This window comes from Streptomyces zingiberis (assembly GCF_012034935.1).
Lineage (GTDB): Bacteria > Actinomycetota > Actinomycetes > Streptomycetales > Streptomycetaceae > Streptomyces > Streptomyces zingiberis.
On sequence record NZ_JAATEN010000004.1, the window covers coordinates 86,024 to 100,373 of the forward strand.

A 14,350-nucleotide genomic window follows, 5' to 3' on the forward strand; every position below is an offset into this window, starting at 1 on the left:
CCCCGGCCGTATCCCGCCCGCCTCCGGCGGGGAATGCCGCCACTGGAGGGTGCTCGCTCCCGCGGCGCCGGGCGGCGGCAAGCGCTTGCGGAAGGGGTTGACCGCAAGCCGGTCGGCCGGGATAGTGCGGGAGTCCGTCCGGCTTGGGAGCGCTCCCACCTTTTTCTCTCCCCGGTCCCGCTCCACCCGCTTCCCGCCCACCTCACCGGCGTGCCTTGGCCGGAGGTCCGCCCGGTGCGTGAGGGAGCGGCCGGTTCGCGGCGGGCGGGCGCGCGCGGCGGTGACGGCCCGCTCACCGGCTCTGTGGCCGCTCCGTCCGTGCCGGGGCCGCGAGCCGCACGGCCGCGCGTCATCCGGGGCCGGCCGGAACGCGGAGAAGGAAGCCCGAGACGAGACGCCTGAGAAGCCCGGGAAAGGGGCCCCATGCGCACGGTCCGGAAAGCCACCCTCGCGGCGCTCGCGCTGCTGCTGGCGGGTGCCGCCGTCCCGGCTCAGGCCGGGCCCGTCCACCCGGCGGCCGCCGCGGCGGGACCCGCGCTCACCGTGGACACCTCCATCGGACGGCACGCCATCGACCCGAACATCTACGGCATCAACTTCGCCGACGAGGATCTCGCCGCGGACCTCCGGCTGCCCGTCCGCCGCTGGGGCGGCAACGCCACCACGCGCTACAACTTCACGCTCGACGCCTACAACGCGGGCCACGACTGGTACTTCGAGAACCTGTACTACCGCAACGGCACGGCGGATCTCCCCGCCGGGTCGGAGGCCGACAAGTTCGTCGAGCAGAACCGCCGCACCGGCACCGAGACCCTGCTGACCGTGCCGATGATCGGCTGGACCACGGCCGAACGCAACGACGCCTGCGGCTTCTCCATCGCCAAGTACGGGCCCCAGCAGGGCAGTGACGCCCAGTGGCGCCCGGACTGCGGCAACGGCACCGCCTCCGACGGCACCGAGATCAGCGGGAACGACCCCACCGACACCAGCGTCCGCATCGGCCCGGAGTTCAGCGGCGCATGGGTCCGCCACCTCCGGGAGACGTTCGGCGCTGCGGACGACGGCGGTGTCCGCTTCTACAACCTCGACAACGAGCCCGACCTCTGGCACGCCACCCACCGCGACGTCCACCCGGAGGGCGCCACTTACGAGGAGATCCGCGACGCCACCTACGCCACCGGCGCCGCCCTCAAGGACGCCGACCCCGGCGCGCGGACCCTCGGCCCGGCGGGCTGGGGCCTGAACTCCATGATCTACTCCGGCCTCGACCAGCAGGTCTGCAGCCGCGAGGGCGGCAGCTGCTGGTCCGACCCGCCGGAGCGCGCCGCCCACGACGGCCTCCAGTTCGCCCCCTGGTACCTGCGGGAGATGCGGGCGTACGAGGAGCGGACCGGCCGCCGCGTCCTCGACTACTTCGACGAGCACATCTACCCCCAGCAGCAGGGCGTCGCCCTCGCGGACGCCGGTGACGCCGCCACCCAGGAGCTGCGGCTGCGCTCCACCCGCCAGCTGTGGGACCCCTCCTACGTCGACGAGAGCTGGATCAACCAGCCCGTGCAGTTCATCCCCCGCATGCGTGACCTGATCGACGAGCACTACCCCGGCACGAAGGTCGCGATCACCGAGTACAACTGGGGCGCCCTGAACCACATCAACGGGGCCCTCGCCCAGGCCGACGTCCTCGGGATCTTCGGCCGTGAGGGCGTGGACCTGGCCACCCTCTGGTCGCCGCCGGGCGCCGGCGACCCCGGTGCCCACGCCTTCCGCATGTTCCTCAACTACGACGGCAAGGGCGGCCGGTTCGGGGAGACCGGTGTCCACGCGGCCGGCGCGGACCAGGAGAAACTGTCGGTGTACGCGGCCGAACGCGGCTCCGACGGAGCCCTCACCGTCATGGTCGTCAACAAGACGACCCAGGACCTCACGGCGCCGGTCACCCTGAAGGACCGCGGGCGGGCCCGCACCGCCGAGGTCCACCGCTACAGCCGGGCCGACCTCACCGCCATCACCCGCGAGGCGGACCAGGCGATCTCCCGCCGGGGCACCTTCACGGCCACCTTCCCCGCCTACTCGATCACCGAGTTCGTCGTGCCCGCCGCCGGGGAGGGCTCCCTCACCGCCCGGCCGCCCACGGCCCCTCCGGCCACCGCCGGGGCGGGCCCCATCCCGCCCGCGGTGGGCCGCGAACCCGGCGGCCACGTGGTGCGCTGACGCGGCGGCCCCCGGCCCGCCCCGCCCGTGACGGGCCGCGCCGGGGGCCGGGGAGCCGTGCGCCGGCGAGGGCGCGCCCGGCGAGGGGTGGCGCGGTCCGCCACCGGCCGGGTGCCCCCCCCGTGGTCCGTTCCTTCCCCTGCGGCGCGCCCGCTCCGTTTCCCCCGTTCGGGGCCCCGGCCCGCCTGCCGCACTCCGCGTACCGTTCCCCGTGCCGTGCCGTCCGCCGTTCCCCGTGCCGCCCGGCGCCGTCGCGCCACCCGGCGCGACTCTCCCCGGACCCCGTGCCGGTGTCCGCCGCGGCGGGCCGCGATAAGTTGGGGCGCGATATACGGGGTGACCGGATGACGGGGCGGCCGGGACGGGCGGGGAGGCGAGGAGACGGGTGCAGGGAGCCGTGGACCCGCGGGAGGAGGGCGCCGCGCGGTCCGTCCGGCCGCAGGCCCTGATGCTCGCCCTCTTCGGTGACCAGATCCTCGGCCGCTCCACCACCGTCTCCACGGGCAGCGTCATCGCCGTGCTGGACCGCCTCGGGGTCAGCGAGCACGCCACGCGCGCCACGGCCGCCCGGATGGTCCGCCACGGCCTGCTGCGGTCGGTGCGGCAGGGGCGCCAGGCGTTCCTGGGGCTCACCCCGCACGGCTCCGAGGTGCTGCGCGACGGCCGGAGCCGTCTGGAGGCCGACGTCGTCGACCACCACTGGGACGGGCGCTGGACGTTGCTGACGTTCTCCGTGCCGGAGAGCCGGCGCGCCGACCGGCACGCGCTGCGCACCCGGCTGGCCTGGGCCGGGTTCGGGATGCTCCGCAGCGGGCTGTGGGTCTCCCCGCGGGAGGCGGATGTGTCCGGTGCGCTGGCCGGCCTCGAACTGCTCGGCCACGCCCAGGTGTTCCGCGCCGAGGCGGCCCTGTGGACGGACCCGGCGCGCATCGTCCGGGAGGCGTGGGACCTGCCCGCGACCGAGGCCGCCTACCAGCGCTTCATCGACCGGTGGGCGGACGGCGGACCGCGCCGGGAGGACGGCGCCGGCGGAGCGGCGGGCGCGGCCGGGAGGGAGAGCGCCGGCCGGCGCGCCGGGGTGGCCGCCGCGCACGCGCCCGGCGCGAGGACAGATCTGCCGGACCTGCCGGACCTGCCGGGCACGTCAGGCGCCCCGGGCGGCGACGAACCGGACGACCTCTCGCGGCGGATCCTGCTCACCGCCGAGTGGCTGCTGCTCGTCCGCAACGATCCCCGGCTGCCCTCCGCGCTGCTGCCGGAGGAGTGGTCGGGCGTGCGGGCACAGCGCCTCTTCCGCGCGCTGCTGCGCCGGCTGGTCGGCCCCGCCGACAAACTGGCCGGTGAGCTGCTGGAGACCACCGCGGAGTGACCACCGCGAGGTGACCGGCGCGGATCGACCGGCGGGGACGGCTCCGGCCGGGCCCTGCTGTACGGGACCGCGCGCGGCCGGCGGCCGCCGATACCCCTTCCGGGCCTTCTCCGGAGCCCACCCTTCCGGTGACCGGGCGGTGGCCCGGCGAGGCGCCGGCCGTGCCCTGTCGGCGGGCTGGTCCAGAATCGGCATATGCCGACTTCTGCGTATCCCTCGATAGCGGCCCTGGACACGGTGCTCGCCTCGATGCCCGGCCTCGGAGAGGCGCGCCGCCGTCAGCTCGGCATGGTGCGGCGCGAGTTGGAGTCGGCGCTGCGGCAGGACGGACTGCCGGGGGCCGCCGGGGGCACGGTGCGCCGCCTGCTGGAGGCGGAGTCGCTGGGGCCGTACGTGCGGCTCGCGGAGTCCGGGGCGCTGCGTCACCGCCTGGTCGCCGGGGGCCGGCCGCCCACCTCCGCCCACACCAACCAGGCCCGGCTCATCTGCCTGGACCTGCTGCGGGAGGCGGCGGGGCTGCCCGCCCTCCACCTCGCGGTGACGGGCGCCCCGGTGCTGCGTCCCGTGCCGGAGGCGAGCCAGCTCGCGGCGTTGCGGCGCCGGCTGGACGGCGATCTCACCGGCCCGCTGCCGCCGGGCCGGGTACGGCTCACGGCGGTGCTCGCGGTGGTGCTGGACACGGCGGCCCGCTCCGGTGAGCTGACCTGGCTCCGCGTCGGCCACCTGTCCGAGGGCCGTCATGCCCTCTGGGTGGAGCGGCGGCCGCAGCACGGCACGCTCACACCGCTGCCCGGCGCGTGGCTGCCGCTGTCGGCGCTGGCCCGGGAGGCGCTCGGGCGGTGGCTGGACGTGCGGGAGGAACTGGTCGCCCAGGCCCACGGCACCAGCCGGCTCTGGGTCTCGCTGCGCCCGAACCACTCCGGGGTGCCCGGGGCGCGCGGATACCCGGTGGGCCGCCCGGCCGGGATGCCGCTGGAGGAGAACGGGCTCATCACCGCCTACCGGCGTGGCCGCGCCCGCTACGGCTTCCAGGGCCTGCTGCCGGAGAAGCTGGAGCAGTTGCGCCGTGCGGTCGAACAGCGGAGCGGAGGCGGCCCGGAGGCGGTGCCGGGCCTGCCGCCGTCCGCGGGGCCGCCGCGTCCGCGTGGCGACGGGGTGGGCCCCGCGGTGCCGCCCGGGCCGGTTCCGCCGCCTCCTCGGTAATTCCGTCGCTCCGCCGCCGGGACGCGCGTAGCCTCGACCGCCATGAGCGCCATGCGGACGATCCAGGACGTGCCCGTGCTGATGTGCGACCCGGAGGGCGAGCCCTTCCGCGGTGAACGCGAGGTGCTGGACCTCATCGGGGACGCCGGATACCAGGGGGCCCGGTGGGTGGTCGTACCGGCCGGACGGCTGGAGGAACCGTTCTTCCGGCTCAGCACCGGCGTCGCGGGCGAGATCGTGCAGAAGTTCGCCAACTACCGGCTCGGGCTGGTCGTGCTCGGTGACATCTCCAAGCACACCGCCTCCAGCACGGCCCTCCGGGACTTCGTACGGGAGTGCAACCGTTCCCGGCAGACCTGGTTCGTGGCGGACGAGGCGGAGTTGCGGGAGCGGCTGGGCGGCTGAGCGCCGCCTGCCGGGGGCCCGGCTGGGGAACCGCCGCCCGCGGGGGAGGGGAAGGAGCGGACTCCTGCCATGACCGACATGGGGGCGTTCCGGGACGCGGTCACCGCGTGGGTGGCTGGCGGCTCCGGTGGCCCTGCCCGTGAGCTGGCCGCGCGCCTCTCCGTACGGACCGTCGTCCTGCTGGAAGGGCCGAGCGACGCGGCGGCGGCCCACGCGCTGGCCACCGCCCGCGGCCGGGACCTGGCGGCGGAGGGCGTCTGCGTCCTGCCGATGGGCGGCGCGATGAGCGTCGGGCGCTTCACCGGCGCCCTCGGCCCGTCCGGCCTGGGACTGCGCCTGACGGGGCTGTGCGACGAGGCGGAGTTCCCCTTCTACGCCCGCGCGTGGGAACGGGCCGGCGTCGCACGGAGCGGTCCGCGGGAGATCCATGTGTGCGCGGCGGACCTGGAGGACGAGCTGATCCGCGCGCTGGGCGTGGCCCGGGTCCGCGAACTCGTCGCGGCGGAGGGCGATCTGCGCTCTCTGCGGGCCTTCCTGCGCCAGCCGGCGCAGCGGGACCGCACGGAGCGTCAGCAGCTCCGGCGCTTTCTCGGCACCAGGAGCGGGCGGAAGATCCACTACGGGCGGGTCCTCGTCGAGGCCCTGGCCCCCGGCCGCGTGCCGGTGCCGCTCGACGGCCTGCTCGGCGGCCTCTGAAGAGGGCGGCTCCAGGCGGCCGGCCGGCGGACTCCGGGACCTCGCCGTCCCACCGGCCGCCGGTGGGACGGCCGGTGGGACGTCACCCGCACTCGACGGCGGGAGAGGTCCGGCCCCGCGGGTGTGGGCGGGGTCGCGGGGCCGGACCGGCAGGAAAGCCCGTCAGCCGGACAGGCCGAAGAACTGCACGGCTGAGGCCGCCATGCCGCCCATCGGCAGGCTGTGTCCGGCGCCCTGCACGGCGATGGACTCGACGCGCACGGTGCCGGACGAGTCCGCGAACCGCTGGCGCTGCCAGCTCGGCTGCGGCTGGTCCGTCGAGGTCGGCGTCTGGCTCAGGCCGGCCACGTTGGTCCACTGCTCGGCCGCCTCACCGTGCAGCTGGAACGGGATGAGGGTGTCGTTGGTGCCGTGCCACAGCTGCACCCTCGGGCGCTGCCCGGTGTAACCGGGGTAGGCCTGCCGCACCGCGTCCCCCCACTGCTGGGGGCTCTGGTCCTTGCGGCCGTTGACGCACTGGCTGGTCCAGGGCGCGAAGTCCGCCTCGTTGAGGAAGCAGGAGAAGGGGACGCCCATGAACGCCGCCCCGGCCTTGAACACGTCCGGGTAGAGGGCGAGCAGGGCCTGCGTCTCCATGCCGCCGGACGAACTGCCGGTGACGAACACCCGCTGGGGGTCGCCCTGGTACTGCCGCTGGACGTACTCGACCATCGAGACGATCGAGGCCGGGTCGCTGCCGCCGCCACGCCGCTTCGAGGCGTCCGACCAGACGTCGAAACAGTTGCTCATCGCCGTCTGCTTGGTGGCGGTCGGGAAGATGAGGACGAAGCCGTGCCGGTCGGCCAGGGAACGGAACTCGCTGCCCTGGAAGAAGCCCGGGCCGTTGCCGCCGCAGCCGTGCATGGCCACGACGATCGCGGGGTTGGCCGGCCGGTTGTCCGGTACGTACACGTGCATGCGGGTGTTGCCCGGGTTGCTGCCGAAGTTGGTGACTTCCACCAACGAGGCGGCCTGCGCGGTGGTGGGGGAGACGATCCCGGCGGTCAGGATCATCAGCGCGCCGGCGAGCACCGCGAGGGCGGCTCTGAGTCGTGCCATCTCTGCCTCCTGTGGGGGTTGAGGGAGGAGTCAGAAGCTAGACATCTCCATGACGGTCGGCAAGAGAAACGACGAATGTTGGCCGAAGGTCGCCCCGGGCGCGGGACGTCATCCGCCGTGCGGGTGTGGGGAGTTGCCCGACGCGGGTGCCGCGCTCGTCCCGGTGTGCGTCTTCCGTCGCAGGGATTCCCTGCGGCCGGTGAGCGGGTTATGTTGATGGGAGCGCTCCCATTCCTGGCGGTGCCCCGCCCCCACGCGTGCCGCCGGGCCCCACCCCCGAAGGGAGAAGCACCACCCATGAACCAGACCCTGGGCTCCCCGCCCCCGGAGCCCGGCAGCGAACCCCGCACCCGCCGGCGCCTCCTCCCCCGGCTGGCGCTCTTCGGCGCGCTGGTCGTCCTCCCCGTTCTCCTCCTCGCCCTCTTCAACGGCTCGGGCGGTGAGAAGCCCGGCACCTCGGCGAAGGTGGCCACGGCCGACGCCGCCGCCGACGGCGAGCGGACGGCCGGCGACCCGGACGGGGCCGACGACGAGGCCGCTGGCCCCGAGGCCGGCGAGCAGGGCGAGCACGGAAGCCACAGCGGCCACGGCGGAGCCACCGGCGCGAAGCCGACCTGCTCCGTCACCGTGAAGGACACCCCCAAGGGGGACGGCTACCGGGCGGCCGTGACGGTCACCAACACCGGAGACACGGAGATCGACAACTGGATGATGCACTCCAGCATCTCCCCGGACGCCGAGATGGGGAAGTACTGGAAGGCGGTCTACGGCAGTTACGGACTGGCCATCACCTTCGGCAACACCGAGCACAACGGGACGCTCGCGCCCGGCGCGTCCACCACCTTCGGCTTCGTGGTGAAGAACGGCACGGCGCCGCCGGCCCCGGCCAACGTCTGCATGGTCCACTGAGTCCTGGCGCGGCCGGGGCGCGCGAGCCCTGGCCCGGGCCGGCCGGCGTCGTCAGACATTCGCCGGCATCGCCCGGGCCCGGACGCGCGGATCCGCGGGTTCCCGGCCGCCGCCCGGCCGGGAACCCGCGGTGACGCCGGCGTCCGTCACCCTCCGGCCCGTACCTGCCGCAGCTTCTTCTTGTCGACCTTTCCGACCGCGGTCACCGGCAGTGATTCCACCAGGACGACCTCCTTCGGCCGCTTGTACGCCGTGAGCACCTCGCGTGCGGCCGACATGATCTCTCCGGCACCGGTCCCGGGGCCGTCGGGCACGACGAAGGCGATGACCGCCTCACCCCAGTCCGGGTGCGGCACCCCGGTCACCGCCACCTCCCGGACCCCGGGCAGGCGCGCGAGGGCCTGCTCGACCTCGGCCGAGTACACGTTCAGCCCGCCGGTGATGATCATGTCCTTCTTGCGGTCCACGAGGTAGAGATAGCCGTCCTCGTCGAGACGGCCCAGGTCCCCGGTGTGCAGCCAGCCGTCGCGCAGCGCCTCGGCGGTTTCCGCCGCCCGGTTGAGGTAGCCCTCCATCGTGTAAGGGGTATGGGCGACGATCTCGCCCACCTCGCCGGGGCCGCAGACGGACCCGTCGGTGCCGTGGACCTCGACCCGCGCCATGGCGACCGCCTGCCCGCAACTGGACAAGCGGTGCGCCGCATGGTCGAGCTGGTGATCGTCACGGCGCAGCCGGGTCAGGAAGTTGGGCGCTTCGGACTGCGCGTACAACTGCATGAACACCTGCCCAAAGATGCGCAGTCCCTGTTCCAGGCGTTCCACGGCGATCGGTGCGGCGCCGTAGAGAATCGTGCGCACGGTGCCGGTTTCGGTCTCCGGCCGCTCCGTCAGGGCGTCCAGCAGGCGGTAGATCATCGTTGGTACGAGAAACAGATAGCTGACGCCATCGCGGTGGATCCGGTCGAGTACGGCGGCGGTCTCGAAGCCTTCCTCGACGATCACCAGCGCGCCCTTGGTCAGTGCGGCCTGGAGCAGGAAGCCGGCGCTGTGGGGGAGGGGCGAGGTCAGCAGGAGGACGTCCTCCGCGACCAGTTCCATCTCGATGAGGTGGGACAGAAGGTTGGCCGCGATGCCTCGCTGGGTGTGCACCACGCCCTTGGGGCGGCCGGTCGTGCCGCCGGTGTACATGATCAGGGCGCGTGCCCCCGGCGGCACGGCCGGCTCGGCGGTCAGGGGGGCGTGCGTGATCACCTCCTCCCAGGTCCCCGGGCCGCTGCCGCCACCCCGGACGATCACCCGCGGATCGGCGCCCAGAGCCCTCGCCGCGTGGACGGAGTCCAGCCGGTCGGCCTCCACCAGGCACACCCGGGCACCGGAGTCCGCCACGGCGTAGGCCTGCTCGTCGGCCGAGAGCATCAGGTTCACCGGCACCTTCGCCGCGCCCAGCAACGTGATCGCCAGGTCGGCCACCACGTACTCCACCCCGTTCCTCAGAATGACCGCCACCGGGTCGCCCGGACCTGTGCCGCACGCCTGGAGGTGGCCGGCCACCGCCCGGGACATCTGCTCGAGTTCCGCGTACGACCAGGTCCGGCCGTCCGCCACCAGCGCCGGACGCCTGCCGTGGCGCCGCACCGCCGCCGACAGGTGATCGCGGAGAACCATGTCGAACCCCATGGCGATCAGACCCGGGTGACGATCGGATGGCCGAGCCACGCCACCGCGTCCGCGAGGGCCGCCGACCGCACCACCGGGACACCGTTCAGCTCGGCGTAGGCGGCGTGCACGTTCAGCACGAACCGTTCCGGGTCGAGCAGGTGCGTCCAGTCCGACAGATCGGCGCTCCGCGCCACCCCGAGGGGGGTCAGCCCCTCCGCGAGGCCCCGCCGGCTCTCGGCGAGCACGAAGCGGTAGTACCTCTCGTGTTCCGCGAGGGTCTCCGCGAACCCGGCGGCGTCCAGGACCTCGCCGTGACCCGGTACGACGACCGCGGGCCGGAGGGAGGCCATCCACCCGAGGCAGTCGATCGCACCGGACGGGCTGCCCACCATGATCATCGGCGTGTGCCCCGGGAACAGCAGGTCGCCGGTGAACACGACGCGCACGTCGGGGATCCAGACGATCACGTCGCCATCGGTGTGCGCGGTGTATCCGGGGTGGAGCAGCTCGATCCTGCGATCACCGAGATGGATCGACATGCCCGAGGAGATCGTCAGTTCGGGCGCCCGCAGCGTCAGGTCGCCGAACTCCGGCGTGGGCTCCCAGAAGCCCGGGAACGAGCCGAGCGTGGTGTCCTTGAGCAGTCCGGCCCGCATGTTCTCATGCCCTATCAACCGGGTCGAGCCGGGGAGCAGGGAGTTCCCGTAGGTGTGGTCGCCGTGGTGGTGGGTGTTGACCGCGAACTCCAGTGATCGCGAGGGGTGCGCCGCCGTGACGGCGTCCAGGAACGCCCGGGTGCGCCGCTCCGTCGTGCAGGTGTCCACCACCAGGACCGATGTGCCCCCGGCGACGCAGCCCGCGTTGTTGATCCACCAGGTGCCGTCCGGCTGGACCCAGGCGTGGACGCCGTCGGCGACCTCCAGCAGTCGGCAGCCCGGGAGAGCCGGGCCTGCCTGTCCGATCGCGTTCATCGCACACCTCCCAGGCGGCGCTTGGCCAGCAGGGCCGACACCGCGACCGCGATGACGACCGCGGCGCCGTTGAAGAAGGGCTCGACCCAGTCGTCGGCACCGGCGAGGGTCAGGCCGTTGATGCTGATCGCGACGGAGAAGACGCCGACGAGGGTTCCGGCGACGGTGAACCGCCCCGGTTTGATGGTCGTCGAGCCGAGGAAGATCGCCGCCAGCGCGGGCAGGGTGTATCCCGCGCCGACACCGGCCGCGGCGCTGCCCGTCCGCGCCAGCAGCAGCACGCCCGCCAGCCCGGCGAGCGCGCCCGAGACGGCGAAGGCCAGCATCACCGACCGGGCGACGGGCAGGCCCACCAGCCGGGCCGCGGACTCGTTCGAGCCGATCGACAGCAGCGTGCGGCCGAACACCGTCAGGCCGAGCAGATAGGCGACGGCCAGCGCGACGACGACGAGCAGCCACACGGGCCGGGCCACCCCCAGCCAGTACTGGTTCCCGAAGGCCGCGAGACCGTCGGGAATCCCGAGCAGGGTCGTGTCCCCGGCCAGGTACGAGCCCACGCCGGCCAGCAGCGTCGACATGCCCAAGGTGATGACCAGGGAACTCGCGTTGAAGTAGGCGATGATCACCCCGTTGACGAGCCCGATGACCAGACCGGTCAGCATGCCCGCGAGGACACCGAGCGGCAGCGGCAGGCCCAGCTGGGTCACGACGGTGGCCGTGGTGATGGACGAGACCATGACGATGGCGCCCACGGACAGGTCGAAGCGTTCGGCCACGAGCGGGATCAGGGCGGCGAGGGCGGCGATGACGAGGATCGACTCGTTGGCCAGGATGTTGCGGAGGTTCGCGGTGGTGGCGAAGGTGTCCGAGGTCCCGGGCCAGAGTGCGAAGAACGCGGTGATCGCCAGCAGGAGAAAGACCAGGCCGAACCGCTCGACGACATGCAGCAGCCGGCGTGCCGGCCGGGTTTCCGCCACCGTGGCCGCCGGCTCGGTGGGTGGGCTGTCGGTGGGGAGTTGCGTCACCGAGGGGGTGCTCATTGGTCCTCCGTGGAGTGGAACAGGGTGTTCACGACCCATTCGCGGGTGATGGCGGAGCCGGTGGCGCAGGCGACCGGGGAGCCGCGCTCGAACACATGGACACGGTCCGCGAGGTGGAGCAGCTCATCGAGGTCCGAGCTCACCAGGAGCACCCCCGCACCGCCGCGGGCGACCTCCGTGATCTGCTCGTAGATCTCGGCGCGGGAACCGACGTCGACCCCCTGCGTGGGCTCGTCGAGCAGCAGGAGCCTCGGATTCCGGCGCAGCCACCGCGCCAGGACGGCCTTCTGCTGGTTACCGCCGGACAGGTTGACCATCACGGTGTCCGGGGCCACCGTGCGGATCGAGAACCGGGTGATGTCGGCAGTCGCGTCCCCGAGCTCGTCCCGTCTGCGGAAGAAACCTTTCTTCATGTAGCGGTGGAGGCCGGCGGCCGAGAGGTTCATCTCCAGGCCGAGGCCGTGGAACGAACTGTGCAGGGCCCGGTCCTCGGGCACGTAGGCGGCGCCGCCGCGGATCGCGGCCCCGATGCTGCCGCGGCGCAGCGGGCGGCCGCCGAGCAGGACCCGGCCCGACACGTGGCCGTGGACACCGAAGACGGTCTCCAGCAGGGACGTCCGGCCGGAGCCGACCAGCCCCGCCACCGCGACGATCTCGCCGGGGTGGACGTCGAGGTCGACACCGTGGAGAGGCCCTCCGGTGAGGCCTTCGACCCGCAGCACCGGGGTGGCCGAGCGATCGGCCTGGGCGGGGCCGCGCTTGTGGAGGATGCCGCGTTCCTCCCCGACGATCAACCGGGTCAGCTCGCGCCGGTCGAGACCTTCCACGGGCCGGGTGGTCCGGTGGACGCCGTCGCGGAGCACCGTCACCGAGTGACTGTGGTCGAGCACCTCGTCGAGACGGTGGCTCACATAGAGGATGGTCTGGCCGCCGGCGACCAGGGTGCCGAGCCGCTCGAGAAGCTCGTCCACCTCGGTGTGCGGGAGGCGTGCCGTCGGCTCGTCGAGCACGAGGAGGCCGACCCCCGTGGTGTCCGCGTCGCGCAGCCCGCGCGCGATCGCCACCAGGGTGGCTTCCGCGGGCCGGAGCCCGGCCACGGAACGGCGTGCCGCCACCGGGACCCCGAGCCGGTCGAGCACGTCTTGCGCCTGCTCGTGCGCGGCCCGCCAGTCGATCGATCGGTAGGCCCGGGGAAGCTCCGGGCCCAGCAGGTTCTCCGTGACGCTCAGGGCACGGAAGAGCCCCAGGTCCTGGTGGACGAAGCGGATACCGGCCTGGTGGGACCAGGCGGGGGTGATGTCGTCGGCCCCCCGCGCGTGCGGCCCGACGGTGATCGTGCCACCCGGATCGGCGCGGTACACCCCCGCCAGGACCTTGATGAGGGTCGATTTCCCCGACCCGTTGCCCCCCACCAGGGAGTGGAACCGGCCCGGGGTGACCGAGAAGGTCACGTCGTCGAGGGCCCGCATGCCGGGGAAGCTCTTCGTCACGCCCGAGAGAGCGAGGGCGGCCGGCGCGGCGGCAGGGGAGAGCGCCGCGTTCACCGGCGCCCCGTCCAGATCCGCCGGTAGTTGTCGACGTAGGGGGTGCTCGGGTCGTTGCCGTCGTACACGTCGGACTTGGGCAGGTGGCCGGCGTCCATGCTGCCGAAGCCGAACCCGGCGTCGACGGCCTTCTCACCGGCGAACATGCGGTTCACGCCATCCGCCGCCGCCCAGCCGGTCCAGCGCCAGGGGCGTCCGAGGGCGAACGACTGGGTGCCGCTCTTGATGAGCTTGACCGAGGCCGGCACCCCCTCCTGCCCGACGAGCAGGATCTCGCGGCCGCCGGCCCGTGCCTGCTGCACCGCGGAAGCCACCCCCAGGGAGATCGCGGCATCGACGGGTACGGTCACCACGTTCGCCCGGGGGGCTTTCTGTAGCGCCGCGGAGACCTTCCCCTGCAGCTTGCCTGCCGCGAGGTCCGCTCCGGTGTAGGACACGGTCGTCACCGTGCAGCCACCGCAGTCCTTGAAGCGCTCGTGTGCGGATTCGCCGATGTGGCGGGTACCGGCCGAGTCGTCCTGGCGGAGCTGGACGATGTCGGCCTTCCCCTTGGTCTTCGCGATCACCCAGTCCGCCTGGCCGGGTCCGACGTAGGTGTCGGTGAAGGCCGCGTAGTCGGCGTCGTCCGGGCCCCAGACGAGTTCACCGTCGAAGAGCGCCGTGCCGCCGCCGACGGCGTACTTGTCGTCGCAGTCGAGCGCGTTGGCCCCGAACACCTTCGTCCCGGACTTCTGGGCGGCCTGGATCGCGCCCTTCACCGGTGCGCAGTCGATCCCGAACAGCACGAGGGCGTCGGCGTTCGCCGCGGCCGCCGCCCGGATCTGCGCGTTGTACACCGAGGGATCGAGCTTGCCGTCGGCGATCGTGGTCTTCCAGCCGAGCACTTTGCCCGCCTCCGCAAGTCCCTCCGCCGGCATGCTGCACCCTGGTGCCACCGTCGAGCAGGCGATGGCCCAGACCTTCTTGCCCTTCTGGGCCTTGGGGCCGTCGGCGGGCAGCTCACGGTCGGTGCCGGCGAGGTTCGCCGCCGTCACCTTGCGGGCGGAGGCGAGCACCTCCGCGCTGGTCGCCTCGCCGGCGGACGGCTTGCCGTCCTCTCCGCCGGAGCCGCACGCCGTCAGGGCGGCTGCCATGGCGAGCACGGTGAGGGTGGCCTGAGTCTTCTTCATGTGGTGTCTCCTTGTGAGCGCCCCCGGCCCGCCGAGATGGTCGCTGTCGGCCGGACGGGGCGGGATCGGCTTCCCCC

12 protein-coding genes are annotated in these 14,350 nt (G+C 73.4%); 6 read left to right on the forward strand and 6 right to left on the reverse strand.

Annotated elements, in window-relative coordinates; translation table 11 throughout:
* Positions 1–423 precede the first annotated feature (423 nt).
* The 5 genes from HCK00_RS06415 to HCK00_RS06435 all read left to right on the forward strand — a co-directional run bounded on the left by HCK00_RS06415 (position 424) and on the right by HCK00_RS06435 (position 5,884).
* Complete coding sequence (locus HCK00_RS06415; RefSeq protein WP_168100804.1) at positions 424–2,211, forward strand: glycoside hydrolase family 44 protein; 1,788 nt, start codon at positions 424–426, stop codon at positions 2,209–2,211.
* Between the two features lie 385 nt (positions 2,212–2,596).
* Positions 2,597–3,580: a PaaX family transcriptional regulator gene (locus HCK00_RS06420; RefSeq protein ID WP_168100805.1), complete on the forward strand. Its 984-nt coding sequence runs from the start codon at positions 2,597–2,599 to the stop codon at positions 3,578–3,580.
* Between the two features lie 195 nt (positions 3,581–3,775).
* A complete protein-coding gene (locus HCK00_RS06425; protein ID WP_206320017.1) occupies positions 3,776–4,783 on the forward strand; it encodes a hypothetical protein in 1,008 nt (335 codons plus the stop codon).
* Positions 4,784–4,825: 42 nt separating this feature from the next.
* On the forward strand, positions 4,826–5,188 hold the full coding sequence (locus HCK00_RS06430) for a DUF4180 domain-containing protein (RefSeq protein WP_168100806.1): 363 nt from the start codon (positions 4,826–4,828) through the stop codon (positions 5,186–5,188).
* 69 nt (positions 5,189–5,257) lie between these two features.
* Complete coding sequence (locus tag HCK00_RS06435) at positions 5,258–5,884, forward strand: TOPRIM nucleotidyl transferase/hydrolase domain-containing protein (protein WP_168100807.1); 627 nt, start codon at positions 5,258–5,260, stop codon at positions 5,882–5,884.
* Between the two features lie 162 nt (positions 5,885–6,046).
* On the opposite strand, the gene HCK00_RS06440 is transcribed toward HCK00_RS06435, so the two are convergent.
* Positions 6,047–6,982 carry an extracellular catalytic domain type 1 short-chain-length polyhydroxyalkanoate depolymerase gene (locus HCK00_RS06440; RefSeq protein ID WP_168100808.1) on the reverse strand — a complete coding sequence of 312 codons (936 nt, stop codon included), beginning with the start codon at positions 6,980–6,982 and terminating at the stop codon, positions 6,047–6,049.
* Between the two features lie 297 nt (positions 6,983–7,279).
* Between HCK00_RS06440 and HCK00_RS26845 the strand changes: the two genes are divergently transcribed.
* On the forward strand, positions 7,280–7,891 hold the full coding sequence (locus HCK00_RS26845; protein WP_206320018.1) for a cellulose binding domain-containing protein: 612 nt from the start codon (positions 7,280–7,282) through the stop codon (positions 7,889–7,891).
* Positions 7,892–8,037: 146 nt separating this feature from the next.
* Here the strand turns inward: HCK00_RS26845 and HCK00_RS06450 are convergent, their stop codons facing one another.
* Genes HCK00_RS06450 through HCK00_RS06470 form a run of 5 tightly spaced genes read right to left on the reverse strand, consistent with a single transcriptional unit; the run spans position 8,038 to position 14,273 of the window.
* A complete protein-coding gene (locus HCK00_RS06450) occupies positions 8,038–9,567 on the reverse strand; it encodes a class I adenylate-forming enzyme family protein (RefSeq protein ID WP_168100809.1) in 1,530 nt (509 codons plus the stop codon).
* A gap of 5 nt (positions 9,568–9,572) precedes the next feature.
* Positions 9,573–10,520, reverse strand: a complete 948-nt coding sequence (locus HCK00_RS06455; RefSeq protein WP_168100810.1) for an MBL fold metallo-hydrolase — start codon at positions 10,518–10,520, stop codon at positions 9,573–9,575.
* The gene (locus HCK00_RS06460; RefSeq protein ID WP_168100811.1) at positions 10,517–11,560 is read right to left on the reverse strand and encodes an ABC transporter permease; all 1,044 of its coding nucleotides are present in this window, start codon (positions 11,558–11,560) and stop codon (positions 10,517–10,519) included. The genes HCK00_RS06455 and HCK00_RS06460 overlap by 4 nt, the downstream gene beginning before the upstream one ends.
* Positions 11,557–13,050, reverse strand: a complete 1,494-nt coding sequence (locus tag HCK00_RS06465) for a sugar ABC transporter ATP-binding protein (RefSeq protein ID WP_168100812.1) — start codon at positions 13,048–13,050, stop codon at positions 11,557–11,559. Before HCK00_RS06465 ends, HCK00_RS06460 begins: the two co-directional genes overlap by 4 nt.
* A 50-nt stretch (positions 13,051–13,100) precedes the next feature.
* Positions 13,101–14,273, reverse strand: a complete 1,173-nt coding sequence (locus HCK00_RS06470) for a sugar ABC transporter substrate-binding protein (RefSeq protein WP_168100813.1) — start codon at positions 14,271–14,273, stop codon at positions 13,101–13,103.
* Positions 14,274–14,350: the final 77 nt, after the last annotated feature.

Coding starts and splice junctions, on each gene's coding strand:
- HCK00_RS06415 (WP_168100804.1), top strand. CDS start 424: ATGCGCACGGTCCGGAAAGCCACCCTCGCGGCGCTCGCGCTGCTGCTG.
- HCK00_RS06425 (WP_206320017.1), top strand. CDS start 3,776: ATGCCGACTTCTGCGTATCCCTCGATAGCGGCCCTGGACACGGTGCTC.
- HCK00_RS06430 (WP_168100806.1), top strand. CDS start 4,826: ATGAGCGCCATGCGGACGATCCAGGACGTGCCCGTGCTGATGTGCGAC.
- HCK00_RS06435 (WP_168100807.1), top strand. CDS start 5,258: ATGACCGACATGGGGGCGTTCCGGGACGCGGTCACCGCGTGGGTGGCT.
- HCK00_RS06440 (WP_168100808.1), bottom strand. CDS start 6,982: ATGGCACGACTCAGAGCCGCCCTCGCGGTGCTCGCCGGCGCGCTGATG.
- HCK00_RS26845 (WP_206320018.1), top strand. CDS start 7,280: ATGAACCAGACCCTGGGCTCCCCGCCCCCGGAGCCCGGCAGCGAACCC.
- HCK00_RS06450 (WP_168100809.1), bottom strand. CDS start 9,567: ATGGGGTTCGACATGGTTCTCCGCGATCACCTGTCGGCGGCGGTGCGG.
- HCK00_RS06455 (WP_168100810.1), bottom strand. CDS start 10,520: ATGAACGCGATCGGACAGGCAGGCCCGGCTCTCCCGGGCTGCCGACTG.
- HCK00_RS06460 (WP_168100811.1), bottom strand. CDS start 11,560: ATGAGCACCCCCTCGGTGACGCAACTCCCCACCGACAGCCCACCCACC.
- HCK00_RS06470 (WP_168100813.1), bottom strand. CDS start 14,273: ATGAAGAAGACTCAGGCCACCCTCACCGTGCTCGCCATGGCAGCCGCC.